Source organism: Frigoribacterium sp. PvP054 (assembly GCF_040547465.1).
Classification (GTDB): Bacteria; Actinomycetota; Actinomycetes; order Actinomycetales; family Microbacteriaceae; genus Frigoribacterium.
Genome location: NZ_JBEPPU010000006.1, coordinates 23,160 through 42,265, shown reverse-complemented (window position 1 = coordinate 42,265; position 19,106 = coordinate 23,160). Strand labels below are relative to the sequence as shown.

Genomic DNA, 19,106 nt, shown 5'->3' with positions numbered 1-19,106 from the left:
CCCGCTAGCCTTGCCCCCGATGACCACCCGCACACGCATCGAACTGGGCCGCCGCGCCGACCTCGGAGCCGACTGTGCTAACTGCTTCGGCCTCTGCTGCGTCGCACTGGCGTTCACAAAGAGCGCGGACTTCCCGTTCGACAAGCCGGCCGGTGATCCGTGCACGAACCTCGACGAGCACGACGGCTGCCGCATCCACCCGCAGCTGCGCGACCGGGGGTTCAAGGGCTGCACGGTGTTCGACTGCTTCGGGGCGGGTCAGAAGGTCAGCCGGCAGACGTTCGCCGGGCGTTCCTGGAGGGACGACGCCGCGACGCGTGAGGCGATGTTCTCGACGTTCCCGCTCGTGCGGAGGCTGCACGAGCTGCTCTGGTACCTCGACGAGGCAGTCACGCTGGTCGAACGCGAACGCGAGCGCGAGCGCCAGCCCGCCGGCGCTCCCGCTGGCGCCGGCGCAGGCACCCCCGATCCCGGCCCCTGGCTCGCCGCCTTCGAGCACGTCCGCCACCTCACTGACGGCACCCCCGACGAGCTCGCCGCAATCGTTGTCGACGCCGAGTACGACGCGGTGCGCGCGCTGTTGGTGCAGGCGAGTGAGGTGGCACGGGCGTCGGTACCCGCGCCTCCTCGGCGGTCGAAGGGCAAGGGGCTGGCCCTCGAGCCGGGCAGCGACCTGATGGGTGCCGCGCTGGCCGGGGCGGATCTGCGGGGTCGGACGCTCCGCGGCAGCATCGCGATCGCAGCGGACCTGCGCGGGGCCGACCTCGATCGCTGTGACGTTCTCGGTGTCGACCTACGCGATGCCGACCTCGCCGGGGCCGACCTGTCGGGAGCGATCTATCTGACGCAGTTGCAGGTGAACAGTGCCCGGGGTGACGCGGCGACGCTCCTGCCCGAGGGGTTCGCGCGGCCGACGCACTGGGCTGACAGGCGTTAGCACCCGCGCCTCTGGTGGTGCCTTCGCAGTGGGGCTCGCCTCCCCGGCATGGAGACGCTTACGTGCTCCATCAACGTCACGCTCGACGGCTGCATCGACCACCGTGAGGGCTGGCCGGACACCGATTGAGACTCATCACCCTTCGGCGGCGAGCACAATTGTGCTGGTTGCTTGAGGCAGCCCTGACGTCACCGCTCGAGCTCGGCAACAGGCTCTGCGCCAGTCACCTCATCGTTGTACAAGTCGCTCTTCTGAGGGGCGACAGCCAGGCTCTCCACGAGCACGGGTGCCTCGAGCGCCTCGGGTACCCCTTGAAGCTCGCTGAATCGACGAGCTTGAGTGACGACGTTGCGATCGAGAGAATTCGCGAAAGAGTTGTAGGCGGTCACGGTCGAGTTGAGCCGTTTCGCGAGCGTCTGAAGGTGCGCCCCGACGACCCCGAGGCGCTTGTGCAACTCGCGACCGACCTCGTGAATCTGCTGGGCTTCCCCGGCGAGACGCTCCTGACGCCAGGCGTAGCCAACGGTGCGAAGGAGGGCAACCAGGGTCGACGGCGTCGCGATGACGATGTTTTTTGCAAAGGCATGCTCAAAGAGGGTGGGATCTTCGTCTAGGGCAGCCGTGAGGAACGGCTCAGCCGGCACGAACATCACCACGAATTCAGGGGTGCCATCCACGACTTCCCAATACGCCTTCGACGACAGGTCATCGATGTGCTTTCTGAGGTGTCTCGCATGGGCTGTGAGCTTGAGCGCCCGCGTCTGTTCATCGCGAGCTTCCAGAGCTTCGAGATAGCCGTGGAAAGCTACTTTTGAGTCGACAACGACCTGCTTGCCTCCGGACAGCCGGACGACGAGGTCGGGGCGGCGCAAACCGTCGTCTGTCCGGACGGATTCTTGCTCTACGAAATCGACGTGATTCAACATGCCGGCCGCTTCCACGACTCGCCGTAGCTGAAGCTCGCCCCACCGACCTCGAACTTGTGGCGCGCGAAGTGCTGTCACGAGCTGGCGGGTTTCCGTCGTCAGCTGGTCGGAAGAGCGCCGCATGGTGTGCAACTGCTCAGTCAGCGCAGCCGTGGCTTCGCCTCTTGCTTTCTCAGCGTTCGTGACCTCCTGCTTGACACTCTCAAGGGACTTCGCGATGGGTTCGACCATTTGTTTGACAGCTGTCTCCCGCTGTTCGAAAGCTGCCTGGCCGGCTTCTTGTGCTCGTTTGAAGCGCTCCTCCGCATGCTCCATGAACTGCTTGCTGTTCGTTGCAAGGGCCTGCCGGCTCAGAGCCTCAAACTCGTCAGCGAGCCTTTTCTGATCGAGCCGCAGCTCATCGAGCTGCCTCTTGGCTTGCTCTTGCGTCTCGACGACACGGGCATCCGCTTCCGCCTTGAGCTCGGCAACGCGTTCGATGTGACGGTCGCGCTCCGTCTCAGCCTGAAGCTCTAGTGCATCCTTGACGCTTCTTAAGTGCGCATCGGCCGCGGACTTGAGATCACCAATGACGCCAATGTGCACGCCCTTGATCTCCTCGAGCTGGCGGTCATGTGCTGCGGACACTTGCGCGGCCCTGTTGAGGTGCTCTTCCTCTCGATCCGAGTATCGACTTATCAAGGCCGCTTCCCGGGCCTTTAGCTCGGAGGTGTGCTCGCCCTTGAGGACGCTCAGGCGGAGTTCCCATGAGCTGTGCGCGCTGCTGAGCTGGGCTTGGGCCTCACGCCTGGCCTCGTCGAGACGTTCGGAACCAACGGCGCGCTCTTCGGCCGCCCGTCGGTCGCTCGCGGCTACAGCGCGATTGCGCTCGCCTTCGAGGGTTTCTAGCTGACCCCGTGCAACTTCGAGTTCATTGCTGGCATTGTCAGCCGAGGCGCCCTTCCTCGCTCTCCCCAAAAGCACTCCCGCCAGAAAGGCGACCGCAGCGAAAACAACGGCCATGACGAGGAGTAACGTGAGATCCATTCGCTTATTGGATCACGAGATCATGGCTCCGCGCCGCAACCTTTCCGGGGGTCACGATTAGACCGCGGCTCACGCCGAGGGCGTGGTCGCGGCGGGCGGTCGGGGTGCGGTCGAGGGGACGGGGCACATCACGTCGTCACAGAGACCCAAGCGAGGCGGCCCCTTGGGTCGAGCCATAGGCCTTGCAATAAGTGCCCGCATCCGGCCCGGACGCAGTACGCAGCCTGCCCCGCCGTCGCGACGACGTACCGCCCGCGGCGCGAGAGCCTCGCTCCCGTCACGTCCGAAGAGGCAGCCACCCCGAGGAGGCGCGGGTCATCCCGGTGATGGACATCGCCTTGCTAGGTTCGCGACATGTCCCGACAGATGGCCGACCCTGCGTTCCTCGCGGATCAGACCGCACGAGCGTTCACGGCACCCCACATCGCCCCGATCAACGCCTTCGTGGACAGCATCGGGGATCGTGACGGACGCGGCTGGGTGCCCTACGTCCCGCCTCACCACGGTGGCATCGATGCGCGAGTGATCAGCATCTTGCGCGACCCGGGCCCGGCCACTTAACTCGGAACTGGCTCCGGCTTCATCAGTGTCGAGAACGACGATCCGACAGCCGAGCGAATGGCCCACCTCTTCGATCGCTACGGCGTCCCGGTCAGGACCGTCTTGCCGTGGAATGCGTACCCCTGGTACATCGACGCGGCCCCCAGTGCTCAGCAGTCGAAGGCCGGGGCAGGCGTCCTCGTCGAATTACTCGAACTCACACCGGAGATCGAGGTCGTCCTTCTTCAAGGTCGGGACGCGGAGAGGGCCTGGCGGCGAACCGTCGCCCTCCAACCCCGCCTGGCGGACCGCTTGTCGATTCACGCCACCATCCATCCGGGGAGGCGAGCACTCTTCCACCCTGACCCTGAAGAGCGCCGTCGTCGCGTCGCTCAACAAGAGCGCACCTTCGAGGAAGTCAGCGAACAGCTCGCACGTTGACAACAGGAGACGCAATTGTCGGCGTGACGCTAAGTCGTCAGGGTCTGTGGTCAGCCCCGCCGGTTGGCGAACGGGTAGCTGCCGTGCTCAGCCTTGAAAGCCTGCAGGTAGAACTGCTCGACCGCCAGCGCCGCCGTGCAAGATTCAGGGCCTCATCCAGTTCAGCCAAGGTGCGGTGGGGGCCTAGACGACCCCGCCGTGCTCGGGGAGAGGGGGGCACGCCCCATGTCGCAATTGGCGATGCAGCAGCAGACGTATGAGATCAGCGACTACCCCGATGAGATTTACGCCTAAGTTACTGACGTCCTCCGCTAGCTCTGCCCTAGATGAGTCTCAAGGTCACGCCGTTGCACAAAGTCACACTTGCTAACCGACTGGGTTTGTGCGAGGTTCTGGAACCCCCTCTAGAAGGAGATCGTCTTGGATGAGTCCTTGCAGCAAGCGAACACAATTCTTGCCGCGACAGAGGCGATTAAACGACTCTTGGACGAGCGCGTTTTGCTGGCCGATGAGATTGCGAAGGCAGAAAAGCAACGCCCTTCTACCTCCGATAAGGCGCAATTGGCCCGCAGGGCTGCAAACGTAGGCGCGTGTAATGTCAAACTTGCCAAAAACGAGTGCAAGATCCAAGAACAGCTAGCACGAGAACACACGGCGCGAGAGCAACTGGCCAAACTAAGCCAAATCAAGGATTCAAGGCTCGAGACGATCGAGAACGAGGCTTATCGTACACGGCGACCTCCAGTCGGTCAAGGCATTCGACTGACGCCAACGGATTTGCGAGTGGCTCAAGATAGCGTTCCTCAAGGCGTGTTCTTCGTCGCCATGATCAGTGTGACGATGATAGCTATCGTCTCCATTTCAAATCTGTCCCTCCCAAGTTGGCTTTCAATATTGATCGCCGTCTTCGCGTTTGCCGTCCCGACGGCGCTAGGAGTCGTTCAAGTGCACTACGCAAGGCTCGCCGAGAAGCGGGCTCGGAAAGCGGAAGATGAACGAAAAATGACGAAACAAACTGACGCCTAACCACCCACAACGCTCAACACCCCCGTAGCAGCAGCCGTCACCGCCGTCGTCCACAGCACGATCGCGATGACCTGCCAGAGCATCACCCAGCCCTTCGACACCCCTGTGCCCACGAGGGTCGCCGCGGTGAACATCGTCGGCAGTGCGAGCGGTGCCAGCAAGCTCGCCCCGGGCACTCCGAACTTCACCAACCAACGCTTGAGCCTCTGCTGCCCCTTCTTCTCGGGCTTCGACTCCGGCGCCCCGTCGCGTGACACGACCCGGGGCGCAGCGGGCATTCCGGCAGCACTCGAGCCGGCACCGGCACCGGCACCGGCGTCCGCACCACCCGACGCCGCCCCCGCACGCCCGTCGACAACCTCACCCGCCCCCGGCTCACCCGCCGCCACACCCGACCCGCCGGCCGGTGCCCCACCGACCCCGCGCCTCTTGCGCCGCTCCACGACCCCCGACCGCACCCACGACCCCAGCCACACCACCGCGGCCACGCACATCACGTTGCCGACGATCGCCGCCAGTGCCGCGACGATCGGGTTGACCCCGCTCAGCACCCCGAGCGCGGCCGCACCCTCCCCCTCGAAGAACGGGATCGCCCCCGCCAGCACCAGGATCAGCGGCTGCGCGAGCTCGGGCACCTGACCCATCAGCTCCTGCAACCAGGCGAACGGGCCGCCCGACGAGGCATCGGACGCAGAAGCCGACGCCGCGGCTGACAAGCGGGACGGGGCCGAGAGGGTGAGTGCGATGGACATGGTGATCTCCTTCGATGGGTGTCACTGAGGTGTGTGGGCACGCCGAACACCGGCGTGGTGAAGAGGGAGCAACGACGCGGTCCGACACCGCCGCAAGAAGAACGACCTCAGTCGTCCCGAAGCCCCGGCAGGCCGACCGTCACGAACAACGCCGTCGAGAGCATCGCCGCAGCCGCCACCGCGATGGCGTCCCCCGCGATCCGCGCGCCCCACTTGCCCTGCTGCAGCTCGCGCCCGCGGGTGTAGACGTCGCCCGACCACGGGATGTCCCGGTGCATCGCCGGCAGCGCACCGCTCGCCGACACCAGTGCCGCGAGGGCGGCGGTGCGCACCGACGGCTCGGCCCCCTCCGTGAGGACGCTCCTCAGCGACGCGACGAGTTCGTCCCGCCGACCCGCGCCTCCTGCCCCTTCGGCCAGGCGCAGCCGCGTGCCGGTGATGAAGCCGAGCGTGGTCGTCTTCTCCCGCAGCAGCGCACCGAGCGCCACCAGCCGGTCGAGGGTCACCGCCCGCAGCGCCGGACCGATCTCGAGCACGAGCGAGTACGCATCCGTCGGCTTGCGTTCGACCCGCTGCCAGGTGCCGAGCAGCAACTCGTCGGTCGGAGCCGCGGAGGACGTCACCCGCACCTGCCTGCCGCGCAGCGTGGTCTTCCGGTCGATGTCGACCGCACCGGACAGCGCCAGCTCGGTCAGCACCGCCCCGGCCAAGACGTGGAACAGCGGAGACCCCTCGCTGTGGATCGATCCCGACCGAGGGTCGAACAGCACGAGCAGCAGGTCCTCGGCCAGTGTGGGCGCGAGTGTCGTCTCGCTCATCGCCGGCCTCCTTCGGAGTCGGAACCTAAGGAGGCGCGGCTCGGCCCGGAGCCGCCACCCGCGTCCCCGACACGGGTCGCCTCACCACCGATTGACTCGGCACCGCCAGGCGTCTCCGCGGCATCGAGCGCTGCCTCGAGTGCGGCCAGCTCGTCGAGCTTGCCGGCACCGATCAGCGACGCCCGGTAGAGCACCTCGCGCTGAGCGCCGTTGTAGAGCTCGGCGACCGCCTCGGTCACGGTCTGCTGCGCGAACGCCGCACCCCGCGGAGCCCGCTCCCCCGGGGCACCCAACCACTCGTAGCGCTGGGTAACCGCCGCCAGCACGGGATCGTACTGCTCCCCCAACCGTCGCCGCCTCTCGCGGTCGGCGTCGTCGGTGAGCTCGTCGAGCTCGGCGTCAGCAGCCGTCTTGGGCGAGTCGATCAGCATCTGCTTCAGGTCGTCCATCGCCCCCTCGTCGAACACCTTCGACCAGATCAGCAGCAGCGACTGGTCGGCTTCGCTGAGGTCGCGTCCCGCTTCGGCGAACCCGGCAGGCAAGGAGGCGCTGGTCCGGTTCTCGAGGATCGCCGCCAACTCGACGCGGATGCGTTGCAGCCGCTCGATGGTGGCGGCGAGCTCGGCGTCGAACGTGCGGAGGGCGCCTGCGGGGTCGTCGACGGACGAGCCGATCGACTCGATCCGGGCGAGCGGGACGCCCAGGTCGGTCAGGCGGGTGATCTGCAGGAGGCGCACCAGGTGCCGCACCTCGTATTGCTTGTACCCGTTCGTCAGCCGCTCGGGCTCGTCGAGCAGCCCGAGCTGGTGGTAGTACCGCACCGACTTGACGGTCGTGCCGGCCAGCTCGGCCAGCTCGCGTGTGCTCCAGGCCACGGCAGGCTCCTCTCGGTCACGCCGGCGCGGTGCCGGTGTGAGACCAAGTAGAGACCATGCCCTCGGGGCAGGGTCAAGGGGCAATGACTGGATCGCTCCGGCCGCCCGCCGAGCCGACGTTGGTATTGCTCGATCACCTCGAGATCACCCGTTTCTGCGAGGTGCAGATTCCTACTCCGCACCTAGTCTCGAAAAATGAGCTTTTCTTGGAATTTGCAAGCGGGTGACATGACAACGCGAGCGGAACTGGCCGCCACGTATGGTGGAAGCGTCTACTCCGGCGGGGTCGTTCCCTCGACGAGAAGCGAGTACGTCATGGTTTTCTCCGACCTGCGCGAAGGGGCACAGTTTGGCTACGCGCTCCATGACGGTGAGACATCAGACGGTAGAGCTTTCAATTACACCGGTGCGGGCCAGGACGGTGATCAGCAATTCAAGCTCGGAAACAAAACGCTTCTCAATCACAAATCGGGAGGCAAACGACTTCAGCTATTCGTAGCCGACGGCGTTGTACAAGGAACATCCACAAAGCGACAGAAATACATGGGCGAGTACGAGGTGCGTTCTGACGACGAACTCGGCTTCCACTTCGCCACGGCTCCGGATCGGAAGGGTCGTGATCGGAAGGTCATCGTCTTTCACCTTGAAAGAGTTTCCGAGGCGGGGCCCCCTTTGCCTCCAGCGTCGGCCGAGCCGGAAGAGAAAACTCCAATGCTCGTTCCCCTTGAAGTCGACAGGACGTTGATCTCAGCCAGGCAGGGAACGGAAGACGGTGAGGCGCATCGTCGTGAAGCCCAGTTGACGGCGCGCTTCGCTGCCTGGCTCTTGAGACAGAATGAGACGGCCAGACGCTGGTCCATTCCCCTGGCCGAGGGCAGAAGCATGCTCACGGACTTCTTCACGCCGCATGACAACACTCTTTTTGAGGCCAAGGCGAGTGCGTCACGAACCGACATTCGCATGGCCATCGGGCAGCTACTCGACTACGCGGCTCACCTCGAGACCGGCATCCGGCTCTCAGTTCTTCTTCCTGCAAGGCCTGTCGACGATCTGATCCAGCTGCTCCAGAACCATGGATTCGGATGCCTCGTCCAAGACGGTCCTGGCTTCTCGTGGATCACCAAACCTCGGGACCGAAGGTAGAGCGGGCACCGAGACGAACGCAGACGCTTGAGCCACCGAGGAGTGGCGAGATATGGGCACCAGACGTGTCCACCTCGGCCGATCACAATCGATTTGGTCGGGCTGACAGGATTTGAACCTGCGACCCCTTGACCCCCAGTCAAGTGCGCTACCAAGCTGCGCCACAGCCCGCGATCTGGGTTCGAAGTGCAACCCAGGTCTTGGTGTTGCCCCGACCGAGGCAACCCCACAACTATAGCCGATGAATGGGTGTACCTGAGACCGGGCACGAACGGGGGCGGCCCGACGGGCGAGACGAGCCACGACCCCATGTCGACCACGGGGTCGGCCGGCGACGGCAAGCTGAGACCACGCGACCGCAGGGCAGACCGAACGGAGTGTTTCGCCCCGTTACACCCGCCGCCCCGGCAGACCGCGCACGCACCTACCGTCGTGACATGCCCACCTCGACGACCCGCGCCTCCTCGGCTCTGCCGATCCGTCTGCGCGGCGTCGGGAGGCACTTCGGCGAGCGCCCCGTCCTCAACGACCTCGACCTCGACGTGACGGCCGGCGAGATCATCGCCATCGTCGGGCCCTCCGGCTGCGGCAAGTCGACGCTGCTGCGCCAGGTGGGCGGCCTCGACCAGCCCGACGCCGGCACCGTCGACATCGACGACTCCCCCACCCGGCCCACCGACCAACGCTGCGCCATCGCGTTCCAAGAGCCGCGCCTCCTGCCCTGGCGCACCCTCCGCCAGAACGTCGAACTCGGCCTGCCCAAGCCTGGCCGAAACCAAGACAAGACCGACAAGGCCGCCGGCCGCGCCCGCATCACCGAACTGCTCGACCTCGTCGGACTCGGCAGCTCGGCCGGCCTCCGCCCCCGCCAGGTGTCCGGAGGCATGGCCCAACGCACCTCCCTCGCCCGCGCCCTCGCCCGCGCCCCCAAGGTGCTGCTGCTCGACGAGCCGTTCGGAGCCCTCGACGCCCTCACCCGCCTCCGCATGCACGACCTGCTGCTCGACATCCACCGCGCCGAACCCACCACCGTCCTGCTCGTCACCCACGACGTCGACGAAGCCCTCTACCTCGCCGACCGCATCGTCGTCCTCGCTGACCTCTCGCAGCAGCAGCAGCAGCCGCCCGCCGGCGCCACGGGCACCGCCGACACCACCGCAGGAGGCGCGGCGCACGCCGACACCGCACCGGGAGCCCCCAGCATCCAGCGCATCGTCACCGTGCCCGGCGATCGACCCCGCGACCGCGACGACCCCGCCCTGGCCGAACTGCGCCTTCAGCTGCTCGCCGACCTCGGCGTCCACCGCGTCCACGTCGGCAACTCGACCACCAGCACCCTGACCTCGAGCGCCGCGACCACCACGACCGCGACCCCCGGCCACACCGGCGCGACGAGGACGCCCACCCCGGGCACGACCGCGAGCGCCACACCCGCCGGCCACACCGGCACCACGACCGCACCTGCACCGCCACCCACACACCACCGCACCGCCCCCGACAGCACGGAGACGAACCGATGACCTTCCGCACCCTCCCCACCACCCGCACCCGCGCCTCCTGGGCCGGCGGTCTCGCCCTCGCCGCGGCGAGCGCCCTCGTCCTCACCGGCTGCGTCGCGGGCGAGGACGCCGACACCGGCGCCCAAGCGGCTGGCGGCACCGGCGAGAGCACCGGCGAGTGGTCGACCGACACCCTCGACATCGACTTCGCGACCTACAACCCGCTCAGCCTGGTCGTGAAGAGCCAGGGCTACCTCGAGGACGCCCTCGGCGACGACGTCACCGTCAACTGGACCCAATCGGCCGGCTCGAACAAGGCCAACGAGCTGCTGCGTGCCGGAGCGGTCGACGTCGGCTCGACCGCCGGCTCGGCCGCGCTGCTCGCCCGCTCGAACGGCTCCCCCATCAAGACGATCGACGTGTACTCGCAGCCCGAGTGGTCGGCGCTCGTCGTCCCGGGCGACTCGACCATCACCGACGTCGAGGGGCTCCATGGCAAGACGATCGCCGCGACCAGCGGCACCGACCCGTACTTCTTCCTGCTGCAGGCACTCGACCAGGCGGGGCTCAGCGCGTCCGACGTGACGATCCAGAACCTGCAGCACGCCGACGGACGCGCCGCCCTCGAGAACGGCAGCGTCGACGCCTGGTCGGGCCTCGACCCGATCATGGCCGCCAGCCAGGCCGAGTCGGGCACCAAGCTGATCTACCGCAACGTCGACTTCAACAGCTACGGGTTCCTCAACGCGACCGAGTCCTTCCTCGACGCCTCCCCCGACGTCGCCCAGGTCGTCGTCGACTCGTACGAGAAGGCCCGCGCCTGGGCGATCGACAATCCCGACGCGACGGCCGACATCCTCGCCGAGGCCGCCGGCATCGACCCCGCCGTGGCCTCAACGGTGATCGACCGCACCCACCTCGACATCGACCCCGCCCCCGGAGCCGACCAGCGCGCCGTCCTCGAGACCGTCGGCCCGATCCTCGTCGAGTCGGGCGACGTGCCCTCGCAGGACGACGTCGACGCCGCCCTCGATTCGCTCTTCGACGACGGCTACGCCCGGTCCGCCACCTCATGAGCGACAACCTGAGCGGTCGCGAGGCGGACGCCCGCCAGGTCGTCCGCGACGAGGCGACGCGCGGCACGGGCACCGTCGTCGACGGAGCCTGGCGCGGCGACGTCACCCACGCCGTGACCGGCACTCCCCTCGTCGGGGCGCGGGTCGCGTCCGACGCGCACCGCGCCTCCCCGTCCGGACCGCAGGAGGCGCGGGTTGCCGGCACCGCGCGCCGCGCCTCCGCGTCCCGACCGCAGGAGGCGCGGGTCGCCGACGACGGACGCCGCGCCTCCTCGTCCGGGTCGCCCGCGCCGCGACGCCCGGGAGCCCCGGGCGCGCCTGCTCCCCGCCGCCTGGCCCTGCTCGGGGTGCTGGTGCCGGCCGCCGTGCTCGCCGCCTGGGTGCTCGCCACCACCGTCGGAGGAGTCCCCTCGTACCGCCTGCCGTCCCCCGCCGACGTGGTTCGGGCCGGCGTCGATCTCGCCGCGACGGGCCAGCTCGGCCTCTACGTCGCCATCTCGCTGCAGCGGGTGCTGATCGGGTTCGTGGTCGGCTCGGCGATCGGGCTAGTCGTCGGAGCCGTCGTCGGTCTGTCGCGAGTGGGCGAGGCACTGCTCGCGCCGTCGATCGCGGCCGTGCGGGCGGTGCCGTCGCTGGCCTGGGTGCCTCTGCTGATCCTGTACCTCGGCATCGGCGAGGACAGCAAGGTGACGCTGATCGCGATCGGCGCGGCCTTCCCGGTGTTCACCACGGTCGCGGGTTCGCTGCGACACGTCGACCCGCAGCTCGTCGAGGCCGGCCGCGCCTACGGCCTGCGCCGGGTGTCGTTGTTCACCCGGGTGCAGCTGCCGGCCGTGCTGCCGTCGCTCGTGTCGGGACTGCGGCTCGCGCTGGCGCAGGCGTGGCTCTTCTTGGTCGCGGCCGAGCTGATCGCGTCGTCGATGGGCCTCGGCTTCTTGCTGACCGAGTCGCAGTCGAACGGGCGCGTCGACCGGATCTTCCTCGCCATCGTGCTGCTGGCCCTGCTCGGCACGCTGAGCGACACCGTGCTGAACGTGGTGCAGCGCGTCGCGCTGCGGCGCTGGCGGTAGGCGTCGCGCGGGCCCGGCCCGACCCCGCCACGAGGTGAACACGCCGCCACGAGATCTCGTGGCGGCGTGTTTACCTCGTGGCGGGATGCGCGCCGACGTCCGCACGCCACACCTACGCCCGCCCTCAGCCGCACCTCTGCCCACGCAGGACGCCAGGCGGTGGACACAGCGCCACGTCTAGTTCTGGCGCTGTGTCCACTTCGTGGCGTCGTGGCCCGATGAAGCCCGCGCCCCGGCTGATCGACCTGCCCGCCCGCCCGGCTGCCCGCCCGGCTGCCCGCCCGGCCGCCTGCTCGCCCGCCCGAGCCGCACCCTCGCCGCCACCCCGCCACGAAGTACACACGCCGCCACGACATCCCGTGGCGGCGTCTTTACTCCGTGGCGGGATGCGCGCCGACCACCTCTCGTCCGGACGCCCGCCTCCCACCGGCCCGCGCCTCCTGCCCGGCCCGCGCCACGAAGTACACACGCCGCCACGAAATTGGGTGCGACGTGTTCACCTCGTGGCGGGGTCGCCCCCAGCAGCGCCCCGCGCTACCGCACCACCGTCAGCCGGTACCCGCGCTTGATGACCGTCTGCACCAGCCCCGGCTCGGGCAGCGCCCGCCGCAGACGGCTGACCGCGACGTCGACCCCGTGGTCGTCGAGCTGCTCGGGTGCCGCGAGGGCCAGCTCGTCCCGCGACACCGTCGCCCCCTGGGCGGTGACCAGCGCCCGGAACAGCGCGAGCGCGACCGGGCTGAGCGTGGAGCGCTGCTCGGCGAGGCGCACCTGATGCCCCCGCAGTTCGACGTCGCCGTAGTCGGTGCTCAGCCGGTGCGCCGCGTTCTGCTCGAGGTGCTGGCAGAGCAACCGGATCAGCGCTCCCATGCGGAACCGGTCGGGCACGATCGGCAGGACCCCGGCCTCGACGAGCGGCGCCGCCGTCACGGGTCCGACCGCGGCCACCACGACCTGGTCGCGCAGGGCGTTCTGCAGCTCGTCGAGCCGACCCGCCCCGTCCGCGATCGAGAAGAGGGCGTCGACGGCGGGGGCGCTCGTGAAGGTGATGGCGTCGACGCTGCCGCCACAGAGCGCGGAGATGAGACGACGGACGCGACTGACGTCCTCGTGCACCGTCCAGCGGTACGGCGACACCGTCAGCACGGTGGCCCCCGCGTCCCTCAGGCGGTCGAGCTGCGCCGGGTCGGTCAGTCCGTGCAGCTGCACGGCGACGGTCAAGCCCGCGACGTCGCTGCGCAGGACCAGGTCGACCAGCGACGTCGTCGTCTCACGCTCGCTCATCCCCTGGTCGTCGAGTCCGGCCGCACGGATGGCCCCGCGCGCCTTGGGCCCGCGCACCACGATGCGGGCGTCGGCGAGCACCGTGACCAGGTCGTCGCCGATGCCGGCCGCGTCGGCGGCGTCGAACCACCGCCGCATGCCGTACGAGGTGGTGGCGAGCAGCACGTCGGGTCGGGCCGAGATGATGCCGAGCGTCTCGTCGACGAGCGTCTCGTCGTCCTGCACGCCGGTCATCCGGATGGTGGGCGCGTGCACCACGTCGGCACCACGACGCTCGAACGCGGCGATCAGTTCTTCCGACCGACGGTCCGAGGTCACCGCCACCCGGAACCCCTCGAGCTGGTCGGGCTGGAACGCCGCGACGCTCGCCGCCCCGTCGGCGTCGCTCACGCCGTCACCCGGGCGTCGGCAGCCGACGCGGCAGCCCCGGCACGGGACGCGGCAGCCCCAGCCCGAGCTCCGGCCCGAGACCCCTCCGACCCGACGGGACGCGGTGCCGCGAACGCCACGAGGTCGGCGACCTCGTCGAGCCCGGCGTCGGCCACCCGCACGACCTCGCCGATCACGATGACGGCCGGCGACCGGAACGTCCCGATCAGTGCGTCGACCTCGCCCACGGTCGTGACCGTGCGTCGGCTGCGGTCGGTGAACCCGCTCTCGAGCACCGCCATCGGCATGTCCACGCTCATCCCGTGACGGCGGAGTCCGGCCGCGGTCTGCGGCAGGTTCGCGACGCCCATCAACACGACGATGGTGCCGCCGAGACCCACGAGGTGTCGCAGTTCGTCGTCCGAGAACGGCACGTGACCCGACAGCACGGTGAAGGCCCGGCTGACCTCGCGGTGGGTCACGGGGATGCCGGCCTCCTCCGGCACGGCGATGGCGCTCGTCACGCCCGGCACCACGGTCACCGGCACACCGGCCCGTCGGCAGGCGGCGACCTCCTCGCCCCCGCGACCGAACACGAACGAGTCACCGCCCTTCAACCGGACGACCCGACGACCGCGCACCGCGTGCTCGACGAGCAGTGCCTCGATCTCGCGCTGCGGCACGGCGTGGTGACCGGGGGTCTTGCCCACGTCGACCAGCTCGGCACCCGGCGCCAGCTCGGCCACCCGGTCGCCCGGCCCGAGTCGATCGTGCAGCACGACGTCGGCCGCGGCGAGCGCCGCACGACCCGCGACGGTCAGCAGCTCGGGCGCACCCGGTCCCCCGCCGACGAGCGTCACGTGCCCGTGCGGAGACGGGTCGGTGGCGGGTGCGGTGGCCAGGGGCACCTCGAGGGCGGCGGCCGACGCGGCGATCGCGACCCGCGCCTCCCCGGGTCCCTCGACCCAGACCACCAGGTGCAGGAGGCGCGGTCCGGCACCCGCGAGCAGCGCGCGGAGGTGCCGCGCGGCGTCGTCCGCGGGCCGTGACTCGACGACGGCTCCGTCGGCCCGCACCGCGGCCACGGCGTGGCGGGCCCGGTCGGGTCGACCGACGACGAGCACGTGTCGACCGGTCAGGTCGAGGGTCAGCTGCATGGTCAGGCCTCTCGCACGGGGATGCGGTCGCCCGCGAGCAGAACGCTCGCGGAGCGTCGTTCGTCGGGTGTCGCGGGTCGGGGCTGGTCGCGTTCGGTGACGTGCGCGATCGACGGGTCGGGGGTGTCGGGGGCGTTGACGAACGACCGGAACCGCTTCAGCCGCTCGGGGTCGTCGAGGGTGAGCGCCCACTCGTCGACGTAGTCGCCGACGTGCTGCACCATCGCCGCCTCGAGCTCGGCCGCGATGCCCAACGAGTCGTCGCAGACGACGGCCCGGACGTGGTCGAGGCCGCCGTCGAGCTCCTCCTGCCAGCGGGCGGTGCGCTGCAACCGGTCGGCCGTGCGCACGTAGTACATGAGGTAGCGGTCGATGTAGGCGATCAGCGTCTCGTCGTCGACGTCCTTCGCGAGCAGCTGGCCGTGCACGGGTTGGAACCCGCCGTTGCCGCCGACGTAGAGGTTCCAGCCGTTCTCGGTGGCGATGACGCCGACGTCCTTGGCCCGGGCCTCGGCGCACTCGCGGGCACAGCCCGAGACGCCCATCTTGAACTTGTGGGGCGAGCGCAGGCCCCGGTAGCGCTCCTCGAGGTAGATGGCCATGGCCACGCTGTCCTGCACGCCGAAGCGGCACCAGGTCGAGCCGACGCATGACTTCACGTTGCGCAGGCTCTTGCCGTAGGCCTGGCCCGACTCGAACCCGGCGTCGACGAGCAGTCGCCAGATGTCGGGCAGCTGTTCGAGCCGGGCCCCGAACATGTCGATCCGCAGGCCGCCCGTGATCTTCGTGTAGAGCCCGAACCGTTCGGCGACCTCGGCGATGACCTTGAGCTTCGCAGGGCTGATCTCGCCGGCCGGGATGCGGGGCACGACCGAATAGGTGCCGTCCTTCTGCATGTTGGCGAGGGCCCGGTCGTTGGTGTCCTGCAGCGGTCCGGTGTCGCCGTCGAGGATGTACGCGTGCGTCTGCGTGGCGAGCACCGAGGCGACGACGGGCTTGCAGACGTCGCAGCCGAGCCCGCCGCGGCCGAATCGCTCGAAGACCGCCGCCGCCGAGCTGAGGCCGAGGACGCGGACGGCCTCGAACAGCTCGGCCCGCCCCATGGCGAAGTGCTCGCAGAGCGCGGTCGACACCGCGACGCCCGCCTTCGTCAGCTCGGCGTCGAGGGTCTTCTTCACCAGCGGCACGCACGACCCGCATTGCGTGCCCGCCCGCGAGCAGGTCTTGAGCGTCGCGAGGTCGGTGCAGGCCTCACCGTGGGCACCCGTGATCCAGCCCCGGACGTCGCCGACCGAGACGTCGTTGCAGGCGCAGATCTGCGCGTCGTCGGGCAGCTCGACGTCGACGGCGCCCTCGGCGCCGGACGCCGCCAGGAACGCCGCGGGCTCCGCGGGCAGTTCGCGGCCCAACAGGGGGCGCAGGGTCGTGTAGGGCGTCGCGTCGCCGACGAACATGCCGCCGAGCAGCGTCTTGGCGTCGGCGCTGACGACGAGCTTCTGGTACAGGCCGCGGGCCGGGTCGGCGTAGACCACCTCGAGGGCCCCCTCGGTGCGGGCGGTCGCGTCACCGAACGAGGCCACGTCGACGCCCGCGAGCTTGAGCTTGGTCGCGTCGTCGATGCCGCCGAACACCGCGGCACCCCCGGCGAGGCGGTCGGCGACGACCTCGGCCATGGCGTTCGCGGGGGCCACGAGACCGGTGCAGACGCCGTCGACGCTGGCGACCTCGCCGATCGCGTACACGTGCGGTTCCGAGGTCGAGCAGTCCGAGCCGACGACGACACCGCCGCGCGGGGCGACCTCGATGCCCGCCGCACGGGCCAGCTCGTCCCGCGGGGTGATGCCGATCGAGAAGACGACCACGTCGGCCCCGACGGTGCGGCCGTCTTCGAGGACCACGCCCCACACGGCCCCCGAGGGTGCGGTGAGCACCTCGGCGGGGCGGGTGCCGAGGTGCAGGCCGATCCCTCCGGCCGTCACGATCCGACCGAGTGCCCGCCCGGCGCCCTCGTCGAGCTGGGCCGACATGAGCCAGCGACCGCTGTGCACGACGCTGGCCGTCGCGCCCAACGCGGCCGCGCCTCCTGCCGCCTCGAGTCCGAGCAGCCCGCCGCCCACCACGACGACCCGTGCCGGTCGTCCGTGGCGCTCGGCGAACGTGGCGACCTCGTCGCGGAGGGCGTCCACGTCGTCGATCGTGCGGTACACGCGACCGGCCGCGGCCCCGGGGATCGGCGGCACGGTGGCGGACGACCCGGTGGCGAGCACGAGGGCGTCGTATCCGTGCGTGCGGCCGTCGCTCGTGGTGGCCGTGCGACGGTCCACGTCGACGGCCTCCACCCGGACGCCGCCCAGGTACGAGACGCCGCCAGCGCTCCACACCGACCCGGCGCCCAGCGTCAGGTCGACGGCCCCGGCGAGCCGGGTCGAGAGCGCGACGCGATCGTAGGGCAGGTGGACCTCCTCACCGACGACCGTGACCTCCGCGACCGGCCCGTCCGCCGTGGCGCGGGCGGCGAGCGCCTCGGCCAGGCGGTGGGCGGCAGGGCCGCCGCCGACGACGAGCACCCGCGGGACCGGGCTCGCGGACGAAGTGCTGACGGGTGCGGTCGTGATGTCGTCCACGGGGTCCTCCTCGGGCGGGGGCTGGTCGGGTCGACCCGGTCGTGGGTCGGGCGGGTCGGCCCGAGCCCGACGCTACGACGCCGGCGTCACCGGCACGTTGCGCGCGTGTGACGCACTGTGTCGCGAGTCTCACCGTTCGCTCGGAGAACGGTGAGGTCTTCGTTACCTGGCCGTCATGCCGCCGGGCCGTCCCCGAAACACGCGACTCGTAGCGTCACCGATGCCCGGACACGACCTGCCGCACCCTGCCGAGAGGGACCCCGTGACGACGACCGACGTGACGACGACGACCACCCGCCGCTCGTGCACGACCCCCTGCACGCTCGTGAGCGCCTGTGCCTGCGCGGCCGCCGAGTCGGCCGTGACCGCCACCCCGGTCTGGACGGCCGTGTGCCGGCTCGACGACCTCGCCCCGATGTGGGCGGAGGCCGCCCTCGTGGGCAGCTCGCAGGTGGCCGTCGTCCGGTTGCCGGACGACTCCGTCCGCGCCTTCGGCCACCTCGACCCGCTGACCGGATCGGCCGTGATGGCCCGGGGCATCGTGGGCTCGCGCGGGGGACGACCGACCGTCGCCTCACCCCTCCACAAGGACGTCTACGACCTCGAGACCGGTGCCTGCCTCACGAAACCCGACCTGCGCCTCCCGATCTGGCGGTCGCGGACCGTCGACGGCACGGTCGAGGTGTCACCGGCCCGAGCCCTGGTGGGTGCCTCGCACGGCACGTCCGACCCGGTCGGGCGGCGCGCGGTGGCCGCCCTCTTGGCCGGAGTGCGTGAGGCCGCACCCGAACTGACGGTCGTCGACTCCTTCGTCGACGTGCAGCAGCCCGACGTGCCCACGACCGTCGACGGCCTCGACGACGACCGCGGTGCCACCCTCGTGCCCCTGCTGCTCTCGGCCGGGTACCACGTTCACGTGGACCTCGCCGAGGCCGCCGCCGACGCCGCCCCCCGACCCGTCGTCGTCACGGGCGCCCTCGGCCCGGACGACCGCCTCACCGCCGTGCTCCAGCGTCGGTTGCTCGAGGCCGGCTGGCGCGAGGGCGACCTCGTCGTGCTGGCGGCGGCCGGGTCGAGCGACGCGCGGGCGGTCGCCGACTGCGTGACGACGGCCCGAGCCCTGGAGGCGCGGCTCGGCAGCCCGGTCACCGCGGCCTTCATCTCCGCCGCCGAGCCGCGCGTCCCCGCGGCGGTCGCCTCCGCCCGTGCGTCCGCCCCGAGCGGCGCGCGGGTCGTGGTGGCGACCTACCTGCTCGCGCCCGGCTACTTCGCCGACCTCGCCCGCGCCTCCGGAGGCGACCTCACCAGTGCCCCGCTGCTGGTCGACGACGGGGAAGCTCCCCCACCCGAACTCGTCGAGATCGTGCTCGAGCGCTGGCGGGCCGGTGCCTGAACGCAGCCCGGCGGGTGCCGGTCAGCCGAGCCCGCCGTCGCCCGCGTCCGCGATCTCTCACCGCCGTCCGGCCGACGAGAGCAGAACGTTACGGTCGCGCAACCCGGGCGAAACCGTTGCACGTACCTCCCGGTGATCGACTGACCTCAG

General features: G+C 69.9%; 15 protein-coding genes and 1 tRNA gene. 8 read left to right on the top strand and 8 right to left on the bottom strand.

The features are described from left to right. The first annotated feature begins 19 nt into the window (after positions 1-19). The gene (locus ABID81_RS09750; protein WP_354594601.1) at positions 20-937 is read left to right on the top strand and encodes a pentapeptide repeat-containing protein; all 918 of its coding nucleotides are present in this window, start codon (positions 20-22) and stop codon (positions 935-937) included. 188 nt (positions 938-1,125) lie between these two features. On the opposite strand, the gene ABID81_RS09745 is transcribed toward ABID81_RS09750, so the two are convergent. After that, positions 1,126-2,889 carry a DNA recombination protein RmuC gene (locus ABID81_RS09745; protein WP_354594600.1) on the bottom strand — a complete coding sequence of 588 codons (1,764 nt, stop codon included), beginning with the start codon at positions 2,887-2,889 and terminating at the stop codon, positions 1,126-1,128. Between the two features lie 618 nt (positions 2,890-3,507). On the opposite strand from ABID81_RS09745, the gene ABID81_RS09740 reads away from it, so the two are divergent. Together ABID81_RS09740 and ABID81_RS09735 are read left to right on the top strand one after the other, a co-directional pair. Then, a complete protein-coding gene (locus ABID81_RS09740) occupies positions 3,508-3,870 on the top strand; it encodes a uracil-DNA glycosylase family protein (protein ID WP_354594599.1) in 363 nt (120 codons plus the stop codon). 420 nt (positions 3,871-4,290) lie between these two features. Further along, positions 4,291-4,896, top strand: coding sequence for a hypothetical protein (locus ABID81_RS09735; protein WP_354594598.1), 606 nt, complete (start codon positions 4,291-4,293; stop codon positions 4,894-4,896). Here ABID81_RS09735 and ABID81_RS09730 read toward each other — a convergent pair. The 3 genes from ABID81_RS09730 to ABID81_RS09720 all read right to left on the bottom strand — a co-directional run bounded on the left by ABID81_RS09730 (position 4,893) and on the right by ABID81_RS09720 (position 7,341). Further along, positions 4,893-5,648: a small multidrug efflux protein gene (locus tag ABID81_RS09730; RefSeq protein WP_354594597.1), complete on the bottom strand. Its 756-nt coding sequence runs from the start codon at positions 5,646-5,648 to the stop codon at positions 4,893-4,895. The genes ABID81_RS09735 and ABID81_RS09730 overlap by 4 nt on opposite strands. Positions 5,649-5,755: 107 nt before the next feature. After that, positions 5,756-6,466, bottom strand: coding sequence for a GOLPH3/VPS74 family protein (locus tag ABID81_RS09725; protein WP_354594596.1), 711 nt, complete (start codon positions 6,464-6,466; stop codon positions 5,756-5,758). Then, positions 6,463-7,341, bottom strand: coding sequence for a MerR family transcriptional regulator (locus ABID81_RS09720; protein WP_354594595.1), 879 nt, complete (start codon positions 7,339-7,341; stop codon positions 6,463-6,465). The genes ABID81_RS09725 and ABID81_RS09720 overlap by 4 nt, the downstream gene beginning before the upstream one ends. A gap of 195 nt (positions 7,342-7,536) precedes the next feature. On the opposite strand from ABID81_RS09720, the gene ABID81_RS09715 reads away from it, so the two are divergent. Further along, entirely contained in the window at positions 7,537-8,484 is a 948-nt protein-coding gene (locus ABID81_RS09715; protein WP_354594594.1) for an SRA domain-containing endonuclease, read from the top strand. A gap of 94 nt (positions 8,485-8,578) precedes the next feature. On the opposite strand, the gene ABID81_RS09710 is transcribed toward ABID81_RS09715, so the two are convergent. Further along, positions 8,579-8,655 (bottom strand) — tRNA-Pro (locus tag ABID81_RS09710). Between the two features lie 266 nt (positions 8,656-8,921). Here ABID81_RS09710 and ABID81_RS09705 point away from each other — a divergent pair. From ABID81_RS09705 to ABID81_RS09695, 3 genes are all read left to right on the top strand, one after another. Further along, positions 8,922-10,004: an ABC transporter ATP-binding protein gene (locus tag ABID81_RS09705; RefSeq protein ID WP_354594593.1), complete on the top strand. Its 1,083-nt coding sequence runs from the start codon at positions 8,922-8,924 to the stop codon at positions 10,002-10,004. Then, positions 10,001-11,059: an aliphatic sulfonate ABC transporter substrate-binding protein gene (locus ABID81_RS09700; RefSeq protein WP_354594592.1), complete on the top strand. Its 1,059-nt coding sequence runs from the start codon at positions 10,001-10,003 to the stop codon at positions 11,057-11,059. The genes ABID81_RS09705 and ABID81_RS09700 overlap by 4 nt, the downstream gene beginning before the upstream one ends. Positions 11,060-11,172: 113 nt before the next feature. Further along, positions 11,173-12,129 carry an ABC transporter permease gene (locus tag ABID81_RS09695; RefSeq protein ID WP_502915207.1) on the top strand — a complete coding sequence of 319 codons (957 nt, stop codon included), beginning with the start codon at positions 11,173-11,175 and terminating at the stop codon, positions 12,127-12,129. A 534-nt stretch (positions 12,130-12,663) separates the two neighbouring features. Here ABID81_RS09695 and ABID81_RS09690 read toward each other — a convergent pair. Genes ABID81_RS09690 through nirB form a run of 3 tightly spaced genes read right to left on the bottom strand, consistent with a single transcriptional unit; the run spans position 12,664 to position 17,563 of the window. After that, a complete protein-coding gene (locus ABID81_RS09690) occupies positions 12,664-13,803 on the bottom strand; it encodes a uroporphyrinogen-III synthase (protein ID WP_354594590.1) in 1,140 nt (379 codons plus the stop codon). Further along, complete coding sequence (cobA, locus tag ABID81_RS09685) at positions 13,800-14,939, bottom strand: uroporphyrinogen-III C-methyltransferase (RefSeq protein ID WP_354594589.1); 1,140 nt, start codon at positions 14,937-14,939, stop codon at positions 13,800-13,802. The genes ABID81_RS09690 and cobA overlap by 4 nt, the downstream gene beginning before the upstream one ends. A 2-nt stretch (positions 14,940-14,941) precedes the next feature. After that, positions 14,942-17,563, bottom strand: coding sequence for a nitrite reductase large subunit NirB (gene nirB, locus ABID81_RS09680; protein WP_354594588.1), 2,622 nt, complete (start codon positions 17,561-17,563; stop codon positions 14,942-14,944). Positions 17,564-17,825: 262 nt separating this feature from the next. Between nirB and nirD the strand changes: the two genes are divergently transcribed. Further along, positions 17,826-18,956, top strand: a complete 1,131-nt coding sequence (nirD, locus tag ABID81_RS09675; protein ID WP_354594587.1) for a nitrite reductase small subunit NirD — start codon at positions 17,826-17,828, stop codon at positions 18,954-18,956. Positions 18,957-19,106 lie beyond the last annotated feature (150 nt).